The organism is Bradyrhizobium sp. CCBAU 45394 (genome assembly GCF_028128655.1).
GTDB lineage: Bacteria > Pseudomonadota > Alphaproteobacteria > Rhizobiales > Xanthobacteraceae > Bradyrhizobium > Bradyrhizobium diazoefficiens.
This window is the reverse complement of record NZ_LBIX01000168.1, coordinates 38,537-58,505: the sequence shown is the minus strand read 5'-3', so window position 1 is coordinate 58,505 and position 19,969 is coordinate 38,537. Positions and strand designations below refer to the sequence as shown.

Annotated in this window: 23 protein-coding genes; 11 read left to right on the top strand and 12 right to left on the bottom strand. The window is 65.7% G+C overall.

The annotated features are described in order from the left end of the window. Nucleotides 1-87: 87 nt before the first annotated feature. The 4 genes from WN73_RS25270 to WN73_RS25255 are packed head-to-tail and all read right to left on the bottom strand — an operon-like array spanning nucleotide 88 to nucleotide 3,830. Nucleotides 88-405: a response regulator transcription factor gene (locus WN73_RS25270; RefSeq protein WP_028171440.1), complete on the bottom strand. Its 318-nt coding sequence runs from the start codon at nucleotides 403-405 to the stop codon at nucleotides 88-90. A gap of 52 nt (nucleotides 406-457) precedes the next feature. Then, complete coding sequence (locus WN73_RS25265; RefSeq protein WP_011088060.1) at nucleotides 458-1,681, bottom strand: ABC transporter permease; 1,224 nt, start codon at nucleotides 1,679-1,681, stop codon at nucleotides 458-460. After that, on the bottom strand, nucleotides 1,678-2,403 hold the full coding sequence (locus WN73_RS25260) for an ABC transporter ATP-binding protein (RefSeq protein ID WP_110116332.1): 726 nt from the start codon (nucleotides 2,401-2,403) through the stop codon (nucleotides 1,678-1,680). Before WN73_RS25260 ends, WN73_RS25265 begins: the two co-directional genes overlap by 4 nt. After that, the gene (locus WN73_RS25255; protein WP_110116331.1) at nucleotides 2,400-3,830 is read right to left on the bottom strand and encodes an efflux RND transporter periplasmic adaptor subunit; all 1,431 of its coding nucleotides are present in this window, start codon (nucleotides 3,828-3,830) and stop codon (nucleotides 2,400-2,402) included. The genes WN73_RS25260 and WN73_RS25255 overlap by 4 nt, the downstream gene beginning before the upstream one ends. Nucleotides 3,831-4,429: 599 nt before the next feature. On the opposite strand from WN73_RS25255, the gene WN73_RS25250 reads away from it, so the two are divergent. Then, nucleotides 4,430-5,089 (top strand): response regulator transcription factor, encoded by a 660-nt coding sequence (locus WN73_RS25250; RefSeq protein WP_271555309.1) that lies wholly within the window; start codon nucleotides 4,430-4,432, stop codon nucleotides 5,087-5,089. 90 nt (nucleotides 5,090-5,179) lie between these two features. Here WN73_RS25250 and WN73_RS25245 read toward each other — a convergent pair whose 3' ends face one another. Continuing rightward, complete coding sequence (locus tag WN73_RS25245; RefSeq protein ID WP_171901290.1) at nucleotides 5,180-5,680, bottom strand: hypothetical protein; 501 nt, start codon at nucleotides 5,678-5,680, stop codon at nucleotides 5,180-5,182. 35 nt (nucleotides 5,681-5,715) lie between these two features. Between WN73_RS25245 and WN73_RS25240 the strand changes: the two genes are divergently transcribed. The 5 genes from WN73_RS25240 to WN73_RS25220 all read left to right on the top strand — a co-directional run bounded on the left by WN73_RS25240 (nucleotide 5,716) and on the right by WN73_RS25220 (nucleotide 8,038). Beyond that, a complete protein-coding gene (locus tag WN73_RS25240; protein WP_011088055.1) occupies nucleotides 5,716-6,108 on the top strand; it encodes a curlin in 393 nt (130 codons plus the stop codon). Nucleotides 6,109-6,134: 26 nt separating this feature from the next. Further along, complete coding sequence (locus WN73_RS25235; RefSeq protein WP_271555308.1) at nucleotides 6,135-6,557, top strand: curlin; 423 nt, start codon at nucleotides 6,135-6,137, stop codon at nucleotides 6,555-6,557. A gap of 44 nt (nucleotides 6,558-6,601) precedes the next feature. Then, nucleotides 6,602-7,063 carry a curlin gene (locus WN73_RS25230; protein ID WP_271555307.1) on the top strand — a complete coding sequence of 154 codons (462 nt, stop codon included), beginning with the start codon at nucleotides 6,602-6,604 and terminating at the stop codon, nucleotides 7,061-7,063. Nucleotides 7,064-7,075: 12 nt separating this feature from the next. Beyond that, complete coding sequence (locus tag WN73_RS25225) at nucleotides 7,076-7,360, top strand: hypothetical protein (protein WP_028171444.1); 285 nt, start codon at nucleotides 7,076-7,078, stop codon at nucleotides 7,358-7,360. A 231-nt stretch (nucleotides 7,361-7,591) separates the two neighbouring features. After that, nucleotides 7,592-8,038 (top strand): hypothetical protein, encoded by a 447-nt coding sequence (locus WN73_RS25220; RefSeq protein ID WP_028171445.1) that lies wholly within the window; start codon nucleotides 7,592-7,594, stop codon nucleotides 8,036-8,038. Here the strand turns inward: WN73_RS25220 and WN73_RS25215 are convergent. Next, nucleotides 8,035-8,874, bottom strand: coding sequence for a GNAT family N-acetyltransferase (locus tag WN73_RS25215; RefSeq protein ID WP_271555322.1), 840 nt, complete (start codon nucleotides 8,872-8,874; stop codon nucleotides 8,035-8,037). The genes WN73_RS25220 and WN73_RS25215 overlap by 4 nt on opposite strands. Before the next feature lie 100 nt (nucleotides 8,875-8,974). On the opposite strand from WN73_RS25215, the gene WN73_RS25210 reads away from it, so the two are divergent. Beyond that, nucleotides 8,975-9,679, top strand: a complete 705-nt coding sequence (locus WN73_RS25210) for an SDR family oxidoreductase (protein WP_271555306.1) — start codon at nucleotides 8,975-8,977, stop codon at nucleotides 9,677-9,679. 271 nt (nucleotides 9,680-9,950) lie between these two features. After that, on the top strand, nucleotides 9,951-10,784 hold the full coding sequence (locus WN73_RS25205) for an outer membrane protein (protein ID WP_011088049.1): 834 nt from the start codon (nucleotides 9,951-9,953) through the stop codon (nucleotides 10,782-10,784). A gap of 71 nt (nucleotides 10,785-10,855) precedes the next feature. On the opposite strand, the gene WN73_RS25200 is transcribed toward WN73_RS25205, so the two are convergent. Next, complete coding sequence (locus WN73_RS25200; RefSeq protein ID WP_442870128.1) at nucleotides 10,856-12,031, bottom strand: serine hydrolase; 1,176 nt, start codon at nucleotides 12,029-12,031, stop codon at nucleotides 10,856-10,858. Nucleotides 12,032-12,238: 207 nt separating this feature from the next. Between WN73_RS25200 and WN73_RS25195 the strand changes: the two genes are divergently transcribed. Together WN73_RS25195 and WN73_RS25190 are read left to right on the top strand one after the other, a co-directional pair. After that, the gene (locus WN73_RS25195) at nucleotides 12,239-12,628 is read left to right on the top strand and encodes an ArsR/SmtB family transcription factor (protein WP_161534596.1); all 390 of its coding nucleotides are present in this window, start codon (nucleotides 12,239-12,241) and stop codon (nucleotides 12,626-12,628) included. Then, nucleotides 12,628-13,119, top strand: a complete 492-nt coding sequence (locus tag WN73_RS25190) for an SRPBCC family protein (protein WP_060912555.1) — start codon at nucleotides 12,628-12,630, stop codon at nucleotides 13,117-13,119. Before WN73_RS25195 ends, WN73_RS25190 begins: the two co-directional genes overlap by 1 nt. Nucleotides 13,120-13,298: 179 nt before the next feature. Here WN73_RS25190 and WN73_RS25185 read toward each other — a convergent pair whose 3' ends face one another. Together WN73_RS25185 and WN73_RS25180 are read right to left on the bottom strand one after the other, a co-directional pair. Further along, on the bottom strand, nucleotides 13,299-14,273 hold the full coding sequence (locus WN73_RS25185; protein WP_271555305.1) for a Bug family tripartite tricarboxylate transporter substrate binding protein: 975 nt from the start codon (nucleotides 14,271-14,273) through the stop codon (nucleotides 13,299-13,301). Nucleotides 14,274-14,309: 36 nt separating this feature from the next. Next, nucleotides 14,310-15,191 (bottom strand): IclR family transcriptional regulator, encoded by an 882-nt coding sequence (locus WN73_RS25180; RefSeq protein ID WP_271555304.1) that lies wholly within the window; start codon nucleotides 15,189-15,191, stop codon nucleotides 14,310-14,312. Nucleotides 15,192-15,383: 192 nt separating this feature from the next. Here WN73_RS25180 and WN73_RS25175 point away from each other — a divergent pair, with 192 nt between their 5' ends. Then, entirely contained in the window at nucleotides 15,384-16,226 is an 843-nt protein-coding gene (locus WN73_RS25175) for a hypothetical protein (RefSeq protein WP_028171453.1), read from the top strand. A 65-nt stretch (nucleotides 16,227-16,291) separates the two neighbouring features. Here the strand turns inward: WN73_RS25175 and WN73_RS25170 are convergent, their stop codons facing one another. Genes WN73_RS25170 through mhpA form a run of 3 tightly spaced genes read right to left on the bottom strand, consistent with a single transcriptional unit; the run spans nucleotide 16,292 to nucleotide 19,937 of the window. Next, complete coding sequence (locus tag WN73_RS25170) at nucleotides 16,292-17,503, bottom strand: ABC transporter substrate-binding protein (protein WP_011088042.1); 1,212 nt, start codon at nucleotides 17,501-17,503, stop codon at nucleotides 16,292-16,294. 46 nt (nucleotides 17,504-17,549) lie between these two features. After that, nucleotides 17,550-18,401: a fumarylacetoacetate hydrolase family protein gene (locus WN73_RS25165; protein WP_271555303.1), complete on the bottom strand. Its 852-nt coding sequence runs from the start codon at nucleotides 18,399-18,401 to the stop codon at nucleotides 17,550-17,552. 27 nt (nucleotides 18,402-18,428) lie between these two features. After that, a complete protein-coding gene (gene mhpA, locus WN73_RS25160; RefSeq protein ID WP_271555302.1) occupies nucleotides 18,429-19,937 on the bottom strand; it encodes a bifunctional 3-(3-hydroxy-phenyl)propionate/3-hydroxycinnamic acid hydroxylase MhpA in 1,509 nt (502 codons plus the stop codon). Nucleotides 19,938-19,969 lie beyond the last annotated feature (32 nt).

Sequence of the window (19,969 nt, the reverse complement as noted above, 5' to 3'; positions counted from 1 at the left end):
AAACAGAATTATTTCGATGCCGGTCGCTTGACCCCGGTCTTGGGTGTTTTGCCCGACGGGGTGCACAAGGGGTTGTGGCCGGGACACTTATTCCGGCGCGGTCGTCACCCGCGGAGTCTGCGCGAGGGCCTGTGCCGGCTTGACGGACGCCGGGTCGGCTCCGCTCCTGGTCCGATCGCGCCGCAGCGAAAGCGGGGCCGTCTTGAGTGCATAGATGATCGCGATCTGGGTCCGGTTCTGGAGACGGTATTTACGCATGATGTTGCCGATATGCGCCCGCACCGTGTTCTCCGAGATCCTGAGCTCGTAGGCGATGTTCTTGTTCTGCATGCCCCGCGCGATCAGCATCATCAGCTCACGCTCGCGCGGCGTCGGTGTAATCGAATCCTTCGGATCCGGGCTCATGACTGGCTCCTCCCTGGTCTTCTGGTTGACGTGGCCGCCCCCCGGCATCTTCTCACTCCGTCTTGAGCGCCTCGATCGGGCTCAGCCTGGATGCCTTGTGGGCGGGGTAGAAACCGAAGATCAGGCCGGTCGCGATCGAGAAGACGAGGGCAAGGCCGATCGCTTCGCCGTCGATCGAGGTGATCCATCCGGCCATACGGGCGACGGTCATCGAGAGTGTGATGCCGCCGGCAACCCCGATGGCGCCGCCGAGCAGGCAGAGGACGAGTGCCTCGCAGAGGAACTGGAGTCTGATGTCCCGCATCCGGCCGCCAAGCGCGCGGCGGATTCCGATCTCCCGCGTGCGCTCCGTAACCGACACGATCATGACATTCATGATGCTGATGCCGCCGACGAGCAGCGAGACCGAGGCGATGGCGACGAGCAGGAGCGCCACGGTGCGGATCGCGCCCTGCTGCGCTTCCATGGCGGCGGCCGGATCCTGGACCTTGAAGTCGTCCTCCTGGCCGGCGGGGATGCGGTGGCGCTGCCGCAGCAGGCTTTCGATCTCCGATCGCGCGCCCGCCATCTGACTGTCCGCGGCCACCTTGGCGATGATGTAGGCGACCGAATCCCGGTTGATGTTGCTCGCGCTGCCAAGGAAGCGCAGCTTGGCCGTGGTGAGGGGGACGAAAGCGACGTCGTCCTGCGCCGGGCCCTTGCGATCGAGCACGCCGACGACTTCGAGCGGCACCTTCATGATCCTGATCTGCGCGCCGATCGGATCGTCGCCGGGCGCGAACAGCTCGCGCGCGACGGTGCTGCCGAGGATCACGACCTTGCCGGCACCGGTCTCTTCGGTGCCGGAGAAATAGCGCCCGGCCGCGAGCTGCCAGTCGCGCACCATGAAGTGACCGGTCGTCGTGCCGTTGATGGTCGTATTCCAGTTCTTGCTCTCGTGGATGACCTGCGCCGTTCCGGCGATCGAGCCGGCCGCGGCCTGGATCTCCGGGATCTGCTCGATGATGGCCTGCACGTCGCTCTCGGTCATCGTCAGCTTGCTGCCGTCCTTCAGGCGCACGCCGCCCTGATAGACCGCGCCCGGCGTGATCATCAGCACGTTGGCGCCGATCGAGCGGATCTGCTCCTGGAGGCGAAGCTGCGCGCCGGACCCGATCGCAAACACCGTCACGATCGAGGCGACGCCGATCACGATGCCGAGCATGGTGAGGAAGCTGCGCAATGGATTGAGGCGCAAGGCGTGCAGGGCGATCTGAAAGCCCTGGAGCATCGTCATGACACAGCGCTCCGTTTCGGCAGCAGCGGGGCCACCGTCTCGTCGCTGACGAGCTCGCCGTCGTGCAGGCGGATCGTGCGCCGGCACCGCGTCGCGATGCCGGGGTCGTGCGTGATCATCACGATGGTCTGGCCGGTCCGGTTGAGCGCGGCGAACAGCGCCAGGATTTCGGCGCCGGTGCGGCTGTCGAGCGCGCCGGTCGGCTCGTCGGCGAGCACGATCAGCGGGGAGGCGATCAGTGCACGCGCGATCGCGACGCGCTGCTGCTCGCCGCCCGAGAGCTGCCGCGGAAAGTGATGAGCCCGGTGCAGCATGCCGACGGCCTGAAGGCTCGCTTCGGCTCGCGCCAGGCGGTCCTTGCGACCGATGCCGCAATAGACCAGCGGCAGTGCGACGTTCTCGATCGCATTATGGCGTGCGAGCAGATTGTAGGACTGGAACACGAAGCCGATGCTGCGGGCGCGCAGGGACGACCGGCGATCTTCCGAGAGCCCGGCGACATTGGCTCCCTCGAGATGGACCTCGCCTTCGCTCGGCAGGTCGAGCAGCCCGATCATGTTCATCAGCGTCGACTTGCCGGAGCCCGACGGTCCCATCACTGCGACGATCTCGCCCTGTGCGATGTCGAAGCTGACGTTGCGCACCGCGGCCACTGCGACCCCGTCGGTGCGATAGGTCCTGGATACGGACCGGAGACTGATGAGGGGCAGGGGGGCGGTCATGATCCGAACCTGATTCCGAGAAACTCCATGCCTGCCGGCCGGATGGCCTGGCCGACGGCGACCTGGCTGCCTTCGACGAGGTCGCCGCTCTTGAGTGCGACCTGTTCGGTGCCGGAGGCGCCGACCGTCACCGCAATACGCCGGAGCGAGCCGCCGGCGGTGCGCACCCACACGCCGCTGTGCGCGGTGGTCGGGTCCGGACGTGTGCCGGACGGCTGGAAACGCAGCGCGGCGAGCGGCACCTTCAGCACGTCGTCCTGCCGCTCGATCACGATCTTCACCAGGGCAGTCATGCCGGGCAGCAGCGCGCCGTCGAGGTTGGAGGTCGACAGCACGACGGTGTAGGTGACGACGTGCTGCTGGTTCTGCGGCGCCTTGCGCACCTGCCGCACCACGGCCTCGAAGCGGCGGTCGGGGTAGGCATCCACCGTGAAATGGGCGCGCTGGCCGGAGGCGATGCGGCCGATATCGGCCTCGTCGACCTGGGCGTGAATCTCCATGTCTTCCAGCCGGTGGGCGACCACGAAGGTGGTGCGCGACTCCAGGCCGACCGCGAGCGTCTGGCCCTCGTTGACGAACCTGCCGACGACGACGCCGTCGATCGGCGAGCGGATCACGGTGCGGTCGAGATCGGCCTGAGCCGCGGCGAGAACGGCCGCCTTCTCCGGCACCGCCATTCGGGCCTGTTGCAGCTCGGCCTCGATCCGGCGGACGTCGGCCTGCGCGCCGTCCACGGAGTAGGAATTGAGCGACATCAGGACCTCGGCCTCGCGCTCCTGGGCCAGCCGTGCCGTGAACTCGGTCTGCGCGTCGTCGACCGTCGTCGTCGCCACCACGTTCTGCGACTGCAGCGCCAGCTTGCGCTGCAGGGTCCTCTGCGCCGAGGCCTTGACGGCTTGCGCGCTCTCGAGCTTGGCGGCGAGCACGTCCCGGCTGCCCCTGGCGTTCTGCAGATCGATCCTGGCGCGATCGAGCTTGGCGCGCGCGATGTCGACCAGGGAATTGGCGACCGCCAGGGAAGCCCTGGCTTCGTCGACCTTGGCCGCGAAGCTGCGCGGATCGATCAGGGCGAGCGGCTGGTCCTTGGCGACGGTGTCGTTGAAGTCGACATAGACCCGGGCGAGCTGCCCGGACAGCTGGGAACCGACCTCGATCGTCTTGACCGGCTGCAGCGCGCCGGTGACGGTGACGGTCTGCTCGATGCTGCCGCGCTGGATCGCGGCATAGCGGAACATCGGCGCATCCGACCCGAAGGCCGAAGCTTCGCGCCCGCCGGGCACGAGCAGCCGTTTCGTCGAGTCGTAGGCGTGAGCCGCCGTGTCTGCCGCGCTCCCGGCGGCGCCGGCGATGACGGCCGGCTCCGCGGCGAAGACCGCGGCAAGGCCGCATGCAGTTCCAAGCACGGCAATAATTGGCACAAATCGCATATCAAAAACTCGCCTGCTTGAAATGGCTTCGTTGGCGGCGCGGAGCGAGATCGCGCTATGGTTGTAAATTGTCAAAAGCAATATCGATCGTCAGTATGTCGTCGTTGCCGGGGCGACGGTCGGGTGCGCTGAGCGATCCAGAAGTAAAGTGCGGGGGTGCGACTTTTCGTGATTTGCGTGAAATGTATACCCGGCGTATGCCAAAGGTTGCGCGCGGTATCGAACTCGATAGGCTGACTGAACGTCCCGTATGATCTGGCCGATGCGGCCAGTCGCCGGCGTTCAAGTCGGCGTATGGGTGGCGACGCCATGACGCAGTCGGCGATACCGCGGCGACGACGTCGGATTGCTTCATTCGCGATAACGCGCCTCGCCGTGATGCCGCCGGTGGCGAGATCGAATCTCTGCAATCACGAAGCCCGATATGTGAACGCCTTCACTCGTCTTCACGGAGTGTTGGCCCTAAGACGTCGAACCGGTGGACCGACGCCATTCGTTCGATCCCCGCGAATTCAACCAAGCACCTTGTTCTCGCTTGCAAGAAGAATGGATGGCTCGCTGCTTGCTCATCGAGCCCCAAGCCGGGGAGTCCGTCTGCCATGAGCTCAGGTCAAGCCACCGTTTACGTCGTTGACGACGAGGTTCAGATTCGAACTGCGATTGGAAGTCTCTGCGAGGAGACCGGACACCAGGTGAGATTGTTTGCGTCGACCGACGAATTTCTCGCGGAGAGACTTTCCGGCGGGCCTTCGTGCCTCGTGCTCGACGTTCGCTTTCCCGGGACCTCGCCGACCGGTCTCGAGCTGCAGCGCCGGCTCGCCGAGACGGGCGTGCCGATTCCGATCGTCTTCATCAGCGGCCACTCAGACGTCCGTGTCTCGGTCGAGGCGATGAAGCGCGGCGCGGTCGAGTTTCTACCAAAACCCTTTCGCGAGCAGGAGATCCTCGATGCGATCAGGCATGGCATCGAGCGCGACCGCAGGCGGATGGAACGCGAATACGCCGTGCGCGAGGCCCGGCTGCGCATCGAGACGCTGACGGCGAGGGAGCGCGAGATCATGCTGCTGATGGCCGAGGGGCTTGTCGCCAAGCAGATCGCGGCGAGGCTTGGCGTGAGCGAAGTGACGGTGAAGGTCCATCGCGCCCGGATGATGCGAAAGCTCAAGCTGCGTTCGCCGATCGAGGTGGCGCGGCTGATCGACAGCATGGGACGCGAAGCGGAGACGACGCGCACCGGTGCAGGACAGCCGCAAATCTGAGGCTGCGCGTGGCGACATGCAGCGCTTCGTCTAGTCCGTACCGATTAGCATGAACTGCAGTCTGTCGCGATCGCTGCGATCGGTTCAGAGTCACCCCACGATGTCGGTCGCATTCAGGACCAGCATCCGAAACCAGTCAGACAACTTGGCCAGAAAGGGATACTCCATGCGCAAATTGTTTTTTGCTTCCGTTGCCGTGCTCGCTCTGTCTTCCGCGGCCCAGGCCGCCAATACTTCGACCACGGTGCAGGTCGGCTTGGTGAACGGTTCGAGCGTCACGCAGAACGGCCTCACCAATGACAGTTCGTCGACGACCCAGATCGGCATCCTGAACGGTGCGTCCACCATGCAGGGCACCAGCTCGCCGTCGCTCAACAACGTCAGCACTGTGAACCAGGCCGGCGTGCAGAACTCGGCGACCACCGGCCAGGTGGCCTTCGGCAACAACGGCAGCGCGATCACCCAGAATTCGTTCGGGCCGCCCGCGCTCCAGAACAACTCCGCCAGCGTCGGCCAGCTCAGCTTCGGCATCAACACGAGCACCGTCTCGCAGACGGCGCACTGAACCATCTCGTCGGCCGGATGCGTCACGGCGCGTCCGGCCAATTCTCGCGGAGGAACATGACATGCGGATCACCTATCTCGTTGCGACGGCCATCGCGCTCAGTGCACTGACCACCGTCGATGCCCAGGCCGGCAACTCGGCCAGCGTGCTGCAGTTCGGCACGACCAACAGCTCCTTCATCTCGCAGACGGGCTCGACCAGCAACAACGCCACGACGTTGCAGTTCGGTGCGACCAATACGGCGACCACCTTGCAGACGGGCTCGCTCCTCACCGTCAACACCGCGGTGACCGGGCAGGGCGGCACGACCGCGACGGCGTCCAACACGGCGCTGACCGGCCAGGTCGGCGGCTCCAATTCGAGCCTGATCGGCCAGATCGGCGCGAACAACACGGCAGGCGTCGGGCAGCTCGGCATCCTGAACGGCTCGACGATTCTCCAGCAGACCCCGTGAGCAATTCTGAAGTGGTGAGGCACGTCATGAAACGTCTCTCGAAACGCCTCTTGGCAAGCAGCTGCGCCGCAATGTTCGCCTTGTGCTGCGCCGGCGCCGGATCAGCCGGCGCCCAGACCGCCGACATCAAGACCATCGTGTCGGTCGGCGGCCCGCCGGTCGTGCTGAACCAGAACAGTCAGCTCAACATGGCGGGTGTGTCCATGGTCGGCGGCAGCACCAGCGCGACCGTTGTCCAGAACGGCACCAACAATGCCACGGGCGTCCTGCAATTCGGCGGGACGAATTCGGCGTCGGTCGGGCAGGCCGGGATGAACAATTTCGCCTTCGTCGGCCAGACCGGCCAGTCGGCGACCAGTCTCGTGTCGCAGCTCGGGGCCATGAACACGGGCACGGTGGCGCAGTTCAGCACGGTCAATACGTCGACGATCGTCCAGACCGGTCCGTAAAGACGCGCGAGCTCATCGGCGTCGGGAACCAGCGGGGAAGCGCGATGCGGAGCGGCAGAGAGGTCTTGAAGCGGGTTCTGGCCGTGGCGGCGTTGCTTGCCGCCATCGGCGCGGCGACGCAGGCGTCGGCCGGATCCATCCAGCGCAGCGTGACGAACCCGAACGTGAGCATCGAGACGATCGTGCAATTCGGCAACGACGTTCAGCCTGTCACGATCGAGGAGAACAGCCGCGTCAATATCGCGCGGGTGATCCAGATCGGCGGATCGGGAACGGTGGATGCGACCATCATCCAGAACGGCACGCGCAACTATGCCAACGTGATCCAGATGGGCGGCACCACCAACGCGGCGGTCGGTCAGTCCGGCCTCAGCAACACCGCCGACATCACCCAGATCGGCAATTCCACCAATGCGCTCCTGCTTCAGATCGGCGACATGAACTCGGGAGCGGTGAGGCAGTTCGGACGTTTCAACTGGCTGGCGATCTTCCAGTTCGGCCGATGATGGAGGGATGACATGAGGTTGCTTCTGCTCGCATCCGGAATAGGATTCATGAGCGTGGTTGCGATGGCGCCGGCCGGGGCCGGCGACGGTCACACCACGGTGGTCCAGGACGAAAACGGGACGGCGGCGATCACGCAAAGCGGCGATCCCGCGCAGGCCGAGGTCAGGATCGAGAAAGAGCCCGGGCGCACCACGGTGTACCGGCGCAGCGGCGGAAACACCGCGATCGTGACGCAGGGCACCGGAAATGCGCAGGACACGCTCGATTGGCTGCGCAAGCACCAGCAAGACCACTGACACGTCCTGCTGACGCAGAGAGGCCCATCGTCCCTGAAAGGACGACGGGCCACCCGCGTTGGCCGGAACGACGTCGCTGAAACAGGCCGGGACTTCCGGGCGTTCTGCCGCACCTTGTTCCCCGTTAATCCCGTGTCTTAACCAACAATTAATTATACGTTTGCGGGTGGGCGACAGCCCGGCCTAGCGTGTGGTGGGGAGCCGCCGAAGCCAAACGAGTTGGTGCGTATCATGATGTCCAGATCATATGGGGCGCTGCTCGCCTCGCTCAGCGCAGCCGCGCTGCTCCTTTCTTCCAGCGACAGTTTTTCAAGGCCCGGCGGCGTTGCTGCGCATGGGCTGGCTGCGGCGCCGCCGACTGCGGCAATGCGTCCGCCGATCGCGCCGGGTGCCCGGTTCCGCGGCCGCAACACGCCGTGGGTCTATTGGCCGGGCGGCGGCGGGTTCTTCTACGATGGCGCAGGCTACGGCCAGCCCTTCGCCGACGCCGGGCAGCCGCTCTCCAACGACGTGCGCTACACCTATACCTATGACGTTCCCTGGGACTGGACGCATCGCTTCCCGCCGAACGTGGTGCCGTCCGACCGGCCCTACGTGCCGAGCTGCCCGACGGAGCAGGTGACGGTGCCCGGCCGCGGCGGCGGCGAGCACACCGTCAACATCATGCGCTGCTACTAGCCCAGCTCAAAGCTGGTCACGCCGAAGACGCGGTCGATCCGCAGCGGCGCGATCGGCCCCGTGTACATCCGCGCCGTCTCGAACACCGGCTTGAGGCCGAGCTGTTCCGCGAGCGCGATGGCCTCGCGATTGACGGCGGGGACATCGAGGAAGACTTCGCCGCCGCCCGCACTCGCCAGCAACGCCTGCACGACCTTCTCCGCGGCGGCGCGATCATCGGCGACGAGCGGGCCGATCTTGTGGCCGCTCCGGCACCGGCGGATCACGCCCCATGCGGCAAGCTTGCCATCACGCAGCAGCGCGCGGCCGACATGTCCTGATGTGTTGATCCAGGCGCGCAGGAAGGCGCTGCGCGGCGCTGGGAACACCGTGGCGTCGTCGGCTTCGACGAGCGCGAACGGAATTCTGTCGAGCGCGATGATATCGGCAGGCGCCGGCGGCGCGGTGAGGCTGCCGCCATAGCGGATATTGGCGTAGGCAAGCTGGAAACCGGACTTTCTGTAGTTGTCCTGCTGCGCCACGACGCCGTCGAGGCCGATCACGCGGGGGCGCGCATGCGCGATCGCCGCGTTCCAGATGCGCAGGCCGTGGCCGGAACCGCGAAAACTTTCACGCACGATGTAGAAGCCGAGAAAGGCGAAGCGGTCGTCGTAATTGACACAGGAGACGGTCGCGACCGGCTCGCCGTCGATCTCGCCGACGAAGAAGCCTTGCGCGTCTGATATCGCGAAGCAGGCGGCGTCGGAGAGGCCCGGATTCCAGCCCTCGGCAGCGGCCCAGTCGACGGCGATCGAGATCTCCTCGGGGCGCAAATTGCGAATCTGCAAATCGCTCATCATGGATGCCTTCGACGGTGGACCTGCCGGCAAGTCTGGCGGTAGAAGGCCTCATGATAGGCCGGGCCCGCGGCTCGCCTCAAGACAGGGATGATCAGTCATGGCAGCAGAGAAAGTCGCACTCGTCACCGCCGGCGGCAGCGGCATGGGGGCAGGGGCTGCGTGGCGGCTTGCGGCCGACGGCTTCCGCGTCGCGATCCTGTCGTCCTCCGGCAAGGGCGAGGCGCTGGCGGCCGAGCTCGGCGGGCTTGGCGTCACCGGCTCCAACAAGTCGAATGAAGATCTGAAGCGCCTCGTCGACGGCGCGATGGCGAAGTGGGGGCGTATCGACGTGCTCGTCAACAGTGCGGGCCACGGGCCGCGCGCGCCGATCACGGAGATTACCGACGAGCAGTGGCACACCGGCCTCGATACATATCTGCTCAACGTGATCCGGCCGACCCGGTTGGTGACGCCGGTGATGCAGGCACAGAAGGCTGGCGCCATCATCAATATCTCGACCGCCTGGGCATTCGAGCCGAGCGCGATGTTTCCGACATCGGCGGTGTTCCGCGCAGGCCTTGCCGCCTTCACCAAGATCTTCACCGACACCCATGCCGCCGACAACATCCGCATGAACAACGTTCTGCCGGGCTGGATCGACAGCCTGCCGCAGCTAGATGCGCGCCGCGACAGCGTGCCGATGAAGCGCTACGGCAAGGTCGAGGAGATCGCGGCGACGATCGCGTTCCTGGCGTCCGACGGCGCAGCCTACATCACCGGCCAGAACATCCGTGTGGATGGTGGGCTGACGCGCTCGGTCTGACGCCGACAGATTCGAATCGCGCTCGCGCCGCCTTGTCGTGATGCGACACCGGCGCGCGTAGCGCGCCACGGATGAAGGGCGAGGCGTGGCTCTTGGGTCACACTCCTCGTCCGTTCGCACGACGTGGGGCGCACACTACGTCACAGTCCCTATGAACTTCGCCGCAGCCCAAGACGGCATGGGGCCGGCGGCCTATGCCCGATCTGCGCCGGATGCCTTCCGCCCGCGCGCATTCGAAACGCGAGCTGATCGCGTGGGCAAGGAGACTAGAATGAAGAAGTTTTTGCTGGCGGTCGCTTCGGTTGTTTTGGGCACCGCATCGGTGCAGGCGGCCGACCTCGCGGCGCATTACACCAAGGCGCCGATGATGGCGCCGGCTTACAACTGGACCGGATTTTACGTCGGCGGCAATGTCGGCGGGCAGTGGGGCAGCTCCGATCCCAGCACCTCGACCGTGTTTTCTCCGACGGGCTATTTCGCGGCCAGCAGCGTTCCCGCCATCAACACGGTCGGCGCCCAGGGCATCAACAGCTCCAGCGTGACCGGCGGCTTCACCGCCGGCTACAACTGGCAGGTCAACCATGCCGTGCTCGGCCTCGAAGGCGACATCAACTATTTCGGCTTCAAGGGCAGTGCGACCGGTTCGGCGCTTTATCCCTGCTGCGCGCCGACCGGCTTTACGGTGTCGTCGTCGGTCTCGGCCGACTGGCTCGCGACCATCCGCGGCCGTATCGGCTTCCTGGCCGCTCCGACCTGGCTGCTCTACGCCACGGGCGGCGCCGCGATCGCGGAGGTCAAGGGCAATTTCAACTTCACCGACACGTTTGCGGGAGCAACCGAGTCGAGCGCGATCCGCGACACGCGTCTCGGCTGGACCGCGGGCGTGGGCACCGAATATGCGTTCGGCGGCGGCTGGTCGCTCAAGGCCGAATATCTCTATGTCGATCTCGGACGCGCCAGCGCGACCAGCACGAACCTTGCTGCCTTCGTGCCGGCCATCGCATTTCCGAGCAACGTCTACACCCACTCGGTCGATCTCAAGTCGAACATCGTGCGCGTCGGCGTGAACTACAAGTTCGGCGGACCAGTCGTCGCCAGATACTGAGCTTCATCCCGTTCCGAATCTGGCGTGGAAAGCCCCGGCTCAGCCGGGGCTTTCTGTTTCGAGGGCCGGCTTCAGTGCGAGGCCACGAGCTTCGCCAGCGCGGGCAGGATCCTGTAGCGCGCGATCTCGTGCGGATATTCGCCGCGATTGGCCAGCAGCACGATGCCGATCCGCCGCGCCGGCACGAGGCCGAGATAGCCGGAGGCGTTGTTGAGGCCGCCCGGCTTGTCGACGACGGTGGCCTCGGGAAGATGCACCGTCTCCCACGCCATGCCTTGCCCGAATTTCTCGTCGACGCGGAAGGTCTCGTGCTGCGTCATCCTCAGCGCCTCGCGCAAATGCGGGTCGACCGAGTGGCCATCGACGCAGGCCGCAACGAAGGTCGAAAGATCCCGCGGCGAAGAGAATATCTGGCCGGTGCCGGGGAAATCGAAATAGCTCTGCTGGTTGCCGGGCGGGCCGATCGCCATGCCCTGATCCGAATAGCCCTGGACGACCCGCTGCATCCACGCTGCATCCATGACGGCACGGTTGTCCTCGCCGCGTTCGGGCACCGAGGTCGCGGTCATACCGAGCGGCTTGAAGATGCGCTGTTCGAGCTGGGTTGCGATCGGCGTGCCGTAACAGCGTTCGAGCACGAGCTGGAGCAGCACATAGCCGGCATGGCTGTAGATGCGCTGCTTGCCGGGCGCCTCGCCAGACTGCGGTCTCCAGGCGTTGAGCATCTCGATGAACTGTGCGCGCGAGAACTCCTCGTTCGGCCAGGGCGGGTGGTCGGTCGGCAGCAGCAGTCCCGACGTGTGCGTGACGAGTTCGCCGACGGTGACGCGGCGGATAGAGTCGCCGGTGAGCTCGGGCAGGTATTTCGGCAGGCGGTCGTCGAGCCGCAGCTCGCCCCGGAGCGTGCCGAGCGCGACCAGCGTCGCCTCGAACGGCTTGCGCAGCGAGCCGAGGTTGAACAACGTGTCCGACGTGACCGGCCGTCGCATGGTGTCGTCGGCAAAGCCGTAGTTGAAGAACTCGACATGGCGGCCGGCATAGAGCGCGGCGGCGAGGCCGCCCGGTTGGTCCGGCGTCGCGGTCGGCGCCAGCTCATTGGCGACGATGTCGCGCATCTGCGCGATCATGTCGGAATCCGCAGCCGCCTCGCGCGGCCTGATGAGGCCGATTGCGAGCGGAAGCAGGGCCGCCCTGGCGAAGCCGCGCCGGCTGATCGAAAGAGATCGTAAGGTGACAAGAGAGGACACGCGCTTGATGAACAGATTGCCGACGCCCCCGGCGCCAGTCGTACCTGCAAACCGCGTCCCGCCTCAATTCACAATCGCGCGTTGGAAGTTCCGTAGCGAACCTTCTAGCCGCCTATCCAGCGCACGGCCGCGTCGACGACGGATTTTACTTAGCTTGTCGGCTAACAAATATTGACGCGGGTTCGCGACGGGCCTATAGTTAGCTTCATGGCTAACCAATTGTCTCGACTGGACCAGATTTTTTCCGCGCTCGCCGACCCGACACGGCGGGCGATCGTGATGCGGCTATGCGCCGGCGAGGCCTCGGTCGGCGAGCTCGCCGAGCCGTTCGAGATGGCGCTGCCGAGCTTCATGAAGCACGTCCATGTGCTGGAGACGAGCGGGCTCGTCCTGTCGGAGAAATCCGGCCGCGTGCGCACCTGCCGCCTCAGCCCGGACGCGCTCGTCGGCGCGGAGGACTGGTTCCAGCAGCAGCGCGCGATCTGGGAGGCGCGCCTCGACCGGTTCGAGGCTTACGTGATGAAGCTCAAGAAAGAGAAGGAGAGGGCGGCCGTCAAGCGGCCGTCCCGAACAACCAAACGGAAAGGTTCTGAGTGATGACGAATTCTGCCAATCCCGCTTTGTCGCAATGGTCGCTCGACCGCGAGATCGTGATGTCGCGCGTGATCGACGCGCCGCGCGATCTGGTGTTCGAGGCGTGGTCCGATCCGAAGCACCTGCCGCAATGGTTCGGGCCCAAGGGTTTCAAGATCGAGACCTTCGAGATCGACGTGCGGGTGGGCGGCGTCTGGCGCTTCAACATGATCGGCCCCGACGGCACCGTCTATCCGAACCGCATGCGCTTTCGGCGCATCGAGCGGCCGTCCTTGATGGAGATGGACCATGGCGTCGACGGGGACGACGATCCCGGCATGTTTCGCTTCACCGTCACCTTCGCCGAGCAGAGCAACGGCAAGACCGTGCTGATGATGCGGCAACTGGCCTCGAGCACGGAGCAGCGCGATGGCATGATCAGCTTCGGCGCCGTCGAATACGGCTACCAGACGCTGGACAAGCTCGCGGCTTATGTGGGCGCGTTGAAGAGGTAGCTGCACCGTCAGTCGTCATGCCCGGGCTTGTCCCGCCTGCGCGGCCGAAGCCGCTCCGGCGAGGCGAAGGCCCGGGCATCCACGTTCTACGTGCCGCGCGGTCAGGCGTGGATGGCCGGGACAAGCCCGGCCATGACGAGAGGAGGTCGATGGCGCCCCTCACTCGTCCACCTCGGCTGTCACTCCCCCTTCAGCCCGGCCTCGCGGATCAATCCGGCCCACCTCTGGGTCTCGCTGTCGATGAACTGGCCGAATTCGGCGGCGGTGCCGGTGCGCACTTCCAGGCCCTGGGCGGTGAGCTTGTCCTTCACGGCGGGGTCGGCGAGCACGCGCGAGACTTCGGTCTGCAGCTTGTCGACGATCGGCTGCGGCGTTGTGGCCGGCGCCATGAAGCCGAACCAGCCGGCGGCGATCACGTTGGGAAAGCCTTGCTCGCGCAGCGTCGGAGCCTGCGGATAGAGCGGGCTGCGCTCGCTTGAGGCGACGCCGAGCACGGCGAACTTGCCGCTCTGGATGTAGGGCAGCGCCGTCGGGAGTGCGGTCAGCGTGGCATCGACGCGGCCGGCGAGCAGCTCGGTGTAGGACGCCGCGTCACCGCGGAACGGGATGTTGAGACCCTTGACGCCGGCATCACTGAACAGGAGCTCGCCGGCAAGATGCGGCTGCGAGCCGGCGCCGGGTGAGGCGAAGGTCAGTCCGTCCGGCTTCGATTTGCCGTAGGCGATCAGGTCCGGCAGCGTCTTGAACGGCGCTTCCGCGCTGATGATCAGGAACAGCGGCGCGATCACCGCCATCGCGACCGGCCGAGGATCCTTGCGATCATAGGTCAGCTTGCCGAACAGCGCCTCGGCGGTGGCATAGGGGGCCGCGACATAGAGAATGGTGTAGCCGTCGCCCGGCGCATGCGCGACGAGATCGTTCGCAATGCGCGTGCCGGCGCCCGGCTTGTTCTCGACGATGAATTGCCGGTGCAGGCTGCGGCCGAACTCTTCGGCGAGCAGACGCAGCGAGATGTCGTTGGAGCCGCCGGGCCCGTAGGGCGAGATCAGCCGCACCATGTGCGACGGCCAAAGGTCCTCAGCGCGCGCGGAGACTGGAAGCCCGGACAGGGCAAGGGCGAGGGTGCCCAGCAATGTTCGGCGTGTGACAGTCATGTTGGCCTCCCGGTGGTGGAGCGCCAGTTGTCTTGTTCATTTCCTGGCCCTCTTCTTGTTTTGCTTTTGTGTCTCGGCCGCCGGCCCTGCCGCGCCGACGATGGCGCGGATGCTGTCGGCGAGGGCGGCGATGCGCGGGCCGATCTCGGCCTCCAATTGGCCGGGCTGGAGCCGGAACGCGGGAATGCCGCAATTGATTGAGAACGACCGCCTCGTCTCATCTGCATGAAACAGCGGCGCGGCGACGGCGTGGATCGAGGCCATGTACTCGCCCCAGCAGGTGCAAAATCCGCGGCTGGCGCATTGTGCAAGGCCGGCGCGATATCTGTCGCGAAAGGCCGACCACAGCTCGGCATCCTCGCTTGCGATCTGCTGTTCGAGCAGCACTGCATCGGCCGGCGGCAACGTCGCCGCCGCGGCGCGGCCCATTGCCGTCATCACTACGGGAATGGGCATGCCGATGTCGGGGACGTGCGGGCCGACATCGCCGGAGCGCGCGGTCTCGACATAGATCATCGACGTGGCGTCGAGCAGGCCGATCGAGACCGTGCCGCGCACGCTCTGCGCCAGCTCCATCATCATCGGGCGCGCGACCTGGCGGAACTGCATGTCGGCAAGCAGCGGATGCGCCATCCGCAGGGCGCGTGCCCCGACGCGGTATTTCGTACGTTCGACGTCGTAGCGGAGGTAGCCGAGCTCGGCGAGCGTATGCGTCAGCCGTGCCACCGTCGGCCGCGGAATCCCCGTCAGCGTCGACAGCTCCATGTTGCCGAGCTGCGTCGTTCCGGCCTTGAACGCCTCGAGCACCACGAGGCCCTTTGCCAGCGTCGTCGCGAACGCGGCGTCATCCGCGCTCGAAGCCAGCACTGCGGCCGCGGATGAGGAGGCGGGAGGCGGTTTGGACGCGGTTCGAGCCATGGGAGTTTTAATGGACCCGCTCCGCTGGCTTGTCCAATAGATTCGACAATTTTGCCTCTTCCGTCCAATATGTGGACACGCTCTCCGTCGTTACCGCGGGCAAAAAAGACGAGCGCGAGCCGAGCCGCACACAGATTTCCTGTGACAGGATTATTACGAATAGATGTCACATCGATTACAGCGGAGCGATTCATGTTGCAGTGGCAGGCGCGGTCAAATCCCCTCGCGTGGTGGTGGGGGTCGCTCACGCTCGTCAGCAGCGCCAACATCCTCGTCTGGTTCATGCTGTATCGCGAGTTCTACCCGACGGTTGCGGGCAGCGTCGGCGGCGGCTCCGACATCGGGCTGATGTTCCTGCTCTGCGCGGGGTATGTGTTCGGCTGCGCCTTCCGCTCGTTCCTGCCGCGCGCCGACGTGCAGCGCATCTGCCTGTTCGACACCTGGCTCTCGAGCGTCTTTGTCGGCCGCTCGGTCGCGACGGTGGCCGAAGTCTGCTTCGCCGCGCAATGGGCGGTGATCCTGCATCAGCTCGGCACCATGACGGGTGCCGAGACGGCCGTGAACATCGCGTGGGTGATCGTGCCCGTGATCATCATCGCGGAGTGTTTCTCGTGGTACGCGGTCGTGACCACCAACTATCTCTACAACGCGATCGAGAATTCGCTGTGGGCGGTGACCTTCTTCCTCGCCGGCATCGCGCTGTGCCGCCTGATGCCGGAATTCCAGGGCGTGGTGCGCTGGGCTCTGATCGCCGGCATCGTCGGCATCGCCTGCTTCCTCGCCTTCCTCGTCACCGTCGACGTGCCGATGTATCTCAGCCGCTGGCGGGCAGGGCATGCCGAGGGCGGCAGGTTCCTGGGCTTCCTCGAAGGCCTGCATGACGTCTCGACCCGCTGGGTGGTGACCCACGACATCGCGCACTGGAAGGGCGAGCTGACCTGGATGTTCCTGTATTTCAGCGCCGCGGTGTGGTCGAGCCTGGCGCTCTGCGCGCTCTACGCGATGGAAGGCTATCTGACGCGCTATCTCGCCTGAGGGTTGATTCCTATTTTGACGCGTTTTCTTAACGCGAACCGGTATCCACTTCGCTTGAAAACGCTTTACTTGCCGACCAGGCTGCACTTGCTGCGGTCGAGCGGGCGGAAGGCCTGGTCGGGCGGGATCGTCGCGACCAGCTTGACGAAATCCCACGGGCCTTTCGACTCTTCCGGCGTCTTGACCTGGACCAGATAGAGATCGTGCACCATGCGCTGGTCCTCGCGGATGCGGCCGTTGGTGGTGTAGGCATCCGACACTGGCGTCGCCTTCATCTTGGCCATCACGATCGCGCTGTCGTCCGTATCGGTGTCCTTGATGGCCTGCAGATAGTGGCGTACGGCGGAATAGACCCCGGCCTGGATCTGTGAGGGCATCGCCTTGCGGCGCGCATAGAACGCATCGGAAAATTTCCGCGCCGCCGGCGAGATATCCTCGAAGAACGAGGTCACGATAAGGTCGCCGCGCGTGGCCTTCAGGCCGACCGCTTCGATGTCGACATTCTGGAACGACATCGGCACGATCTTCATGCCCTGCGCGGCGAGCCCGAATTCTTCGGCCTGCTTGATCGCGGTGGCGTTGTCGCCGGCGACGTTGATCGCCAGGACCTTTGCGCCCGAGGACTGCGCCTGGAGTAGGAACGAGCTGTAGTCGGGCGTGCCGAGCTGGGCTTTAACGCCGCCAGCAACCTTGCCGCCAAGCTCGGTGATGCGGGCGCGCGCGGTCGCCTCGATCGAATGGCCGAAGGCGTAGTCGCCGGTGATGAAGAACCATGGCTCCTTGCTGGTCTGCATGATGCCGGAGACCACGGCAGTCGCGGTGGAGTAGGCGTCCTGGGTCCATTGCACGCTGGTCGGCGCGCAGGCCTCATCCGTGAGCTGGTTGGCGCCGGCGCCGGAGACGAGGAAGATCCTGCCGTTGCCGCGCACCAGCTCCTGCACCGCGAGCGCCGCGCCCGAACTGCCACCGTCCGCGATCGCCTGCACGCCGTCGCTGAACCATTTTCGCGCGAGTGAGCCTGCAAGGTCCGGCTTGTTCTGGTGATCGGCCTGCAAAATCTCGATGGGCTTGCCGTTGATCTTGCCGCCGAACTCCTCCGCCGCCATTCGCGCCGCCTCGACCGAGCCCGGACCCATGGCGGTGGCGAAGATCCCGTTCATGTCGGTGAGGACGCCGATCCGGATGGCGTCGCCTTTGATCTCGGCGCGTGCGGCGGTGCCTGCGAGCGCCAGCGTGATCAGCAGGATAGCGGCGGAGGTCGTGCGGTGAGTGGCCATGGCGTTTCCTGATTTTGTTGTCGTTTTGATTGAGCGACGTTGGCGGTCACTCCGGTTCGGCGATGACCTTGTTGCGCAAGGTTCCGATGCCGGAGATCTCGACCTCGACGGTGTCGCCGGGGCGCATCCACAACGGCGGCGTGCGCTTTGCGCCGACGCCGCCGGGCGTGCCGGTGACGATGACGTCGCCGGGGACCAGCGGGCAGATCGTGGAGATGTAGGCGATCAGCCCGGGGATGGCGGTGATCAGGAGATCGGTGGTGGTGTCCTGCACCACCGTGCCGTTGAGCCGGGTCTGCAAGGTCAGCTTTGACGGATCGGGAATTTCGTCCGCCGTCACCAGCCATGGGCCGAAGCTGCCGCTTTCGGCGAAGGTCTTGCCGGAGAGGAACTGGCTGGTGTGGCGCTGCCAGTCGCGGACGCTGCCTTCGTTGTAGCAGGAATAGCCGGCGATGTGGTCGAGCGCGCGGTTCGCGGGGATGTGCCGGCCTTCCTTGCCGATGACGAGCGCAAGCTCGCCCTCATAGTCGAAATCGTCGCTGACTTTCGGCTTCACGATCGGCTGGAGATGGCCGACCTGGCTGCAGGGAAAGCGAACGAAGAGTGCGGGCTTCTCGGTTACGATACGTCCGGTTTCAGCGACATGGTCGCGATAGTTCAGGCCGACGCAGATGATCTTGCCGGGATCGGGGATAACGGGCGCGAAGCTGACCTTGTCGAGGGCATGATCGGGCGGGGCGGACGCGACGAGCTTTGCCGCCTCGGCGACGCGACCGGCTTCGAGCAGCTGCCGCAGTGTCGTGCAGCCTGCCATGCGCGCGCCGAGATCGACGACGCCGTTGTCCTTGACGGCCCCGAAAGAGGCGCGGCTGTCGACGATGAAAGAGAGCAGCTTCATGAGAGTGTCCTTGGAAAGCGGGTTCGGTCAGGCCGCGGACGGCACGCGGGTTGGGGGAGTAACGGCGGCGACGAGTCGTTCGAACTCGGAATCGTTGCGGGCCGTGCCACGCACATAGCGGTCGGGACGGACCAGCGCGGCGATGATGCCGTGCTCACGCAGCCAGTGCCCGACGCCCTGGGCTTCGTCGCCGGTCAGGATTGCGATCCCGGCCGGCGACGAGACAAGACGCGATGGCAGCGCGGCCGCGCTCTCGACAAGCAGCACATGGCTGTAGCCGGTCCGGTCATCGCTGCGGCGACCGTCGTTCAGCTCGAACTGCGGTGCGAGATGCCCGGCCAGCGGCAGGCCGCCGAGCGCGAGCCCGGGGCCGAGCAGGGGCTTTTTCACCTCGAGTTTCACGGGCGCGTTGTCGCGCGCTTCGCCGGCGGCAAGGCCGGCCTCGATCGCCTTGGTGTTGATGATGCCGCCAAGGCGAATGGCGAGCTCGATGAACTCCCGCACATGCGGCTGGCGCTCGCTCTGATAGGTCTCCAGCAGATCAGGCGCGGCGGCGTCGCGGATGATCGCGCCGAGTTTCCAGGCAAGGTTGGCGGCATCGCGGATGCCGGCGCACATGCCCTGTCCGAGGAAGGGTGGGGTCTGGTGTCCGGAGTCGCCCGCGAGCAGCAGCCGTCCGCCCCGCCATTGCTGCGCGATCACGGAATGAAAAGTATAGACAGCGGCGCGCTCGATCTCGGCGTCGTCGGGCGTGATCCAGCGCGACAGCAGCTCCCAGACCTTGGCCGGCTGCGCCACATCTTGCGAATCCTCGTCCGGCAACACCGTGATCTCCCAGCGCCGCCGGGTGCCGGCGCCGCGCACATAGGTCGCCGGCCGCCGGGGGTCGCAGTGCTGGATGCTGTAGTCGCCGAGGTCATCGCGGTCGCGCTTGAGCAGCACGTCGATCACCAGCCAGCGCTCGTGAAAGCCGAGATCGTCCATGCCGGAGCCGATGAAGCGGCGCACCAGAGAGCGGGCACCGTCGCAGCCGACCACATAGCCGGCACGGACTTCACCAAGCGTCCCATTGGAAAGGTCCTCGTAGCGGACGCGCACGCCGGTCTCGTCCTGATCCAGCGCGAACACGTCGCAGCGGTTGCGCAGGGTGACATGCGGCCAGCGCGCAAGGCCATGGATCAGCACGTCCTCCAGATCGGGCTGGTGGAAGCGATAGCTGAGATTCCATCCCATCGGCGTGAGCGTCTGCGGGCGCGACCAGTCCAGCAGCATCCGGCCGCCGGCGTCGAGAAAGAGCATCCCGGGGCTGAGGATGACATGCGGCAGGATCGCGTCGGCGAGGCCGATGGTCTGGAACACGCGCATGCATTCGTCGTCGAAATGCACCGCGCGCGGCAGGTGATAGGTCCGCGCCTCGCGCTCCAGTACCAGCGTCCGCACGCCGCACAGTCCGAGCAGATTGGCCAACGTGGCGCCAACCGGGCCGCGGCCGACGATCACGACATCAAACTCTTCGGGGGTGGACTTATGTTGCATGGGGCTATCTCTTCCCCAAGCCGCGCCGCAGC

What these genes read in the sequence shown, in the direction of transcription:
- WN73_RS25270 (WP_028171440.1), bottom strand. Translation starts at nt 405, where the DNA reads ATGAGCCCGGATCCGAAGGATTCGATTACACCGACGCCGCGCGAGCGT.
- WN73_RS25265 (WP_011088060.1), bottom strand. Translation starts at nt 1,681, where the DNA reads ATGACGATGCTCCAGGGCTTTCAGATCGCCCTGCACGCCTTGCGCCTC.
- WN73_RS25260 (WP_110116332.1), bottom strand. Translation starts at nt 2,403, where the DNA reads ATGACCGCCCCCCTGCCCCTCATCAGTCTCCGGTCCGTATCCAGGACC.
- WN73_RS25255 (WP_110116331.1), bottom strand. Translation starts at nt 3,830, where the DNA reads ATGCGATTTGTGCCAATTATTGCCGTGCTTGGAACTGCATGCGGCCTT.
- WN73_RS25250 (WP_271555309.1), top strand. Translation starts at nt 4,430, where the DNA reads ATGAGCTCAGGTCAAGCCACCGTTTACGTCGTTGACGACGAGGTTCAG.
- WN73_RS25240 (WP_011088055.1), top strand. Translation starts at nt 5,716, where the DNA reads ATGCGGATCACCTATCTCGTTGCGACGGCCATCGCGCTCAGTGCACTG.
- WN73_RS25235 (WP_271555308.1), top strand. Translation starts at nt 6,135, where the DNA reads ATGAAACGTCTCTCGAAACGCCTCTTGGCAAGCAGCTGCGCCGCAATG.
- WN73_RS25230 (WP_271555307.1), top strand. Translation starts at nt 6,602, where the DNA reads ATGCGGAGCGGCAGAGAGGTCTTGAAGCGGGTTCTGGCCGTGGCGGCG.
- WN73_RS25225 (WP_028171444.1), top strand. Translation starts at nt 7,076, where the DNA reads ATGAGGTTGCTTCTGCTCGCATCCGGAATAGGATTCATGAGCGTGGTT.
- WN73_RS25220 (WP_028171445.1), top strand. Translation starts at nt 7,592, where the DNA reads ATGATGTCCAGATCATATGGGGCGCTGCTCGCCTCGCTCAGCGCAGCC.
- WN73_RS25215 (WP_271555322.1), bottom strand. Translation starts at nt 8,874, where the DNA reads ATGAGCGATTTGCAGATTCGCAATTTGCGCCCCGAGGAGATCTCGATC.
- WN73_RS25210 (WP_271555306.1), top strand. Translation starts at nt 8,975, where the DNA reads ATGGCAGCAGAGAAAGTCGCACTCGTCACCGCCGGCGGCAGCGGCATG.
- WN73_RS25205 (WP_011088049.1), top strand. Translation starts at nt 9,951, where the DNA reads ATGAAGAAGTTTTTGCTGGCGGTCGCTTCGGTTGTTTTGGGCACCGCA.
- WN73_RS25195 (WP_161534596.1), top strand. Translation starts at nt 12,239, where the DNA reads ATGGCTAACCAATTGTCTCGACTGGACCAGATTTTTTCCGCGCTCGCC.
- WN73_RS25190 (WP_060912555.1), top strand. Translation starts at nt 12,628, where the DNA reads ATGACGAATTCTGCCAATCCCGCTTTGTCGCAATGGTCGCTCGACCGC.
- WN73_RS25185 (WP_271555305.1), bottom strand. Translation starts at nt 14,273, where the DNA reads ATGACTGTCACACGCCGAACATTGCTGGGCACCCTCGCCCTTGCCCTG.
- WN73_RS25180 (WP_271555304.1), bottom strand. Translation starts at nt 15,191, where the DNA reads ATGGCTCGAACCGCGTCCAAACCGCCTCCCGCCTCCTCATCCGCGGCC.
- WN73_RS25175 (WP_028171453.1), top strand. Translation starts at nt 15,384, where the DNA reads ATGTTGCAGTGGCAGGCGCGGTCAAATCCCCTCGCGTGGTGGTGGGGG.
- WN73_RS25170 (WP_011088042.1), bottom strand. Translation starts at nt 17,503, where the DNA reads ATGGCCACTCACCGCACGACCTCCGCCGCTATCCTGCTGATCACGCTG.
- WN73_RS25165 (WP_271555303.1), bottom strand. Translation starts at nt 18,401, where the DNA reads ATGAAGCTGCTCTCTTTCATCGTCGACAGCCGCGCCTCTTTCGGGGCC.
- mhpA (WP_271555302.1), bottom strand. Translation starts at nt 19,937, where the DNA reads ATGCAACATAAGTCCACCCCCGAAGAGTTTGATGTCGTGATCGTCGGC.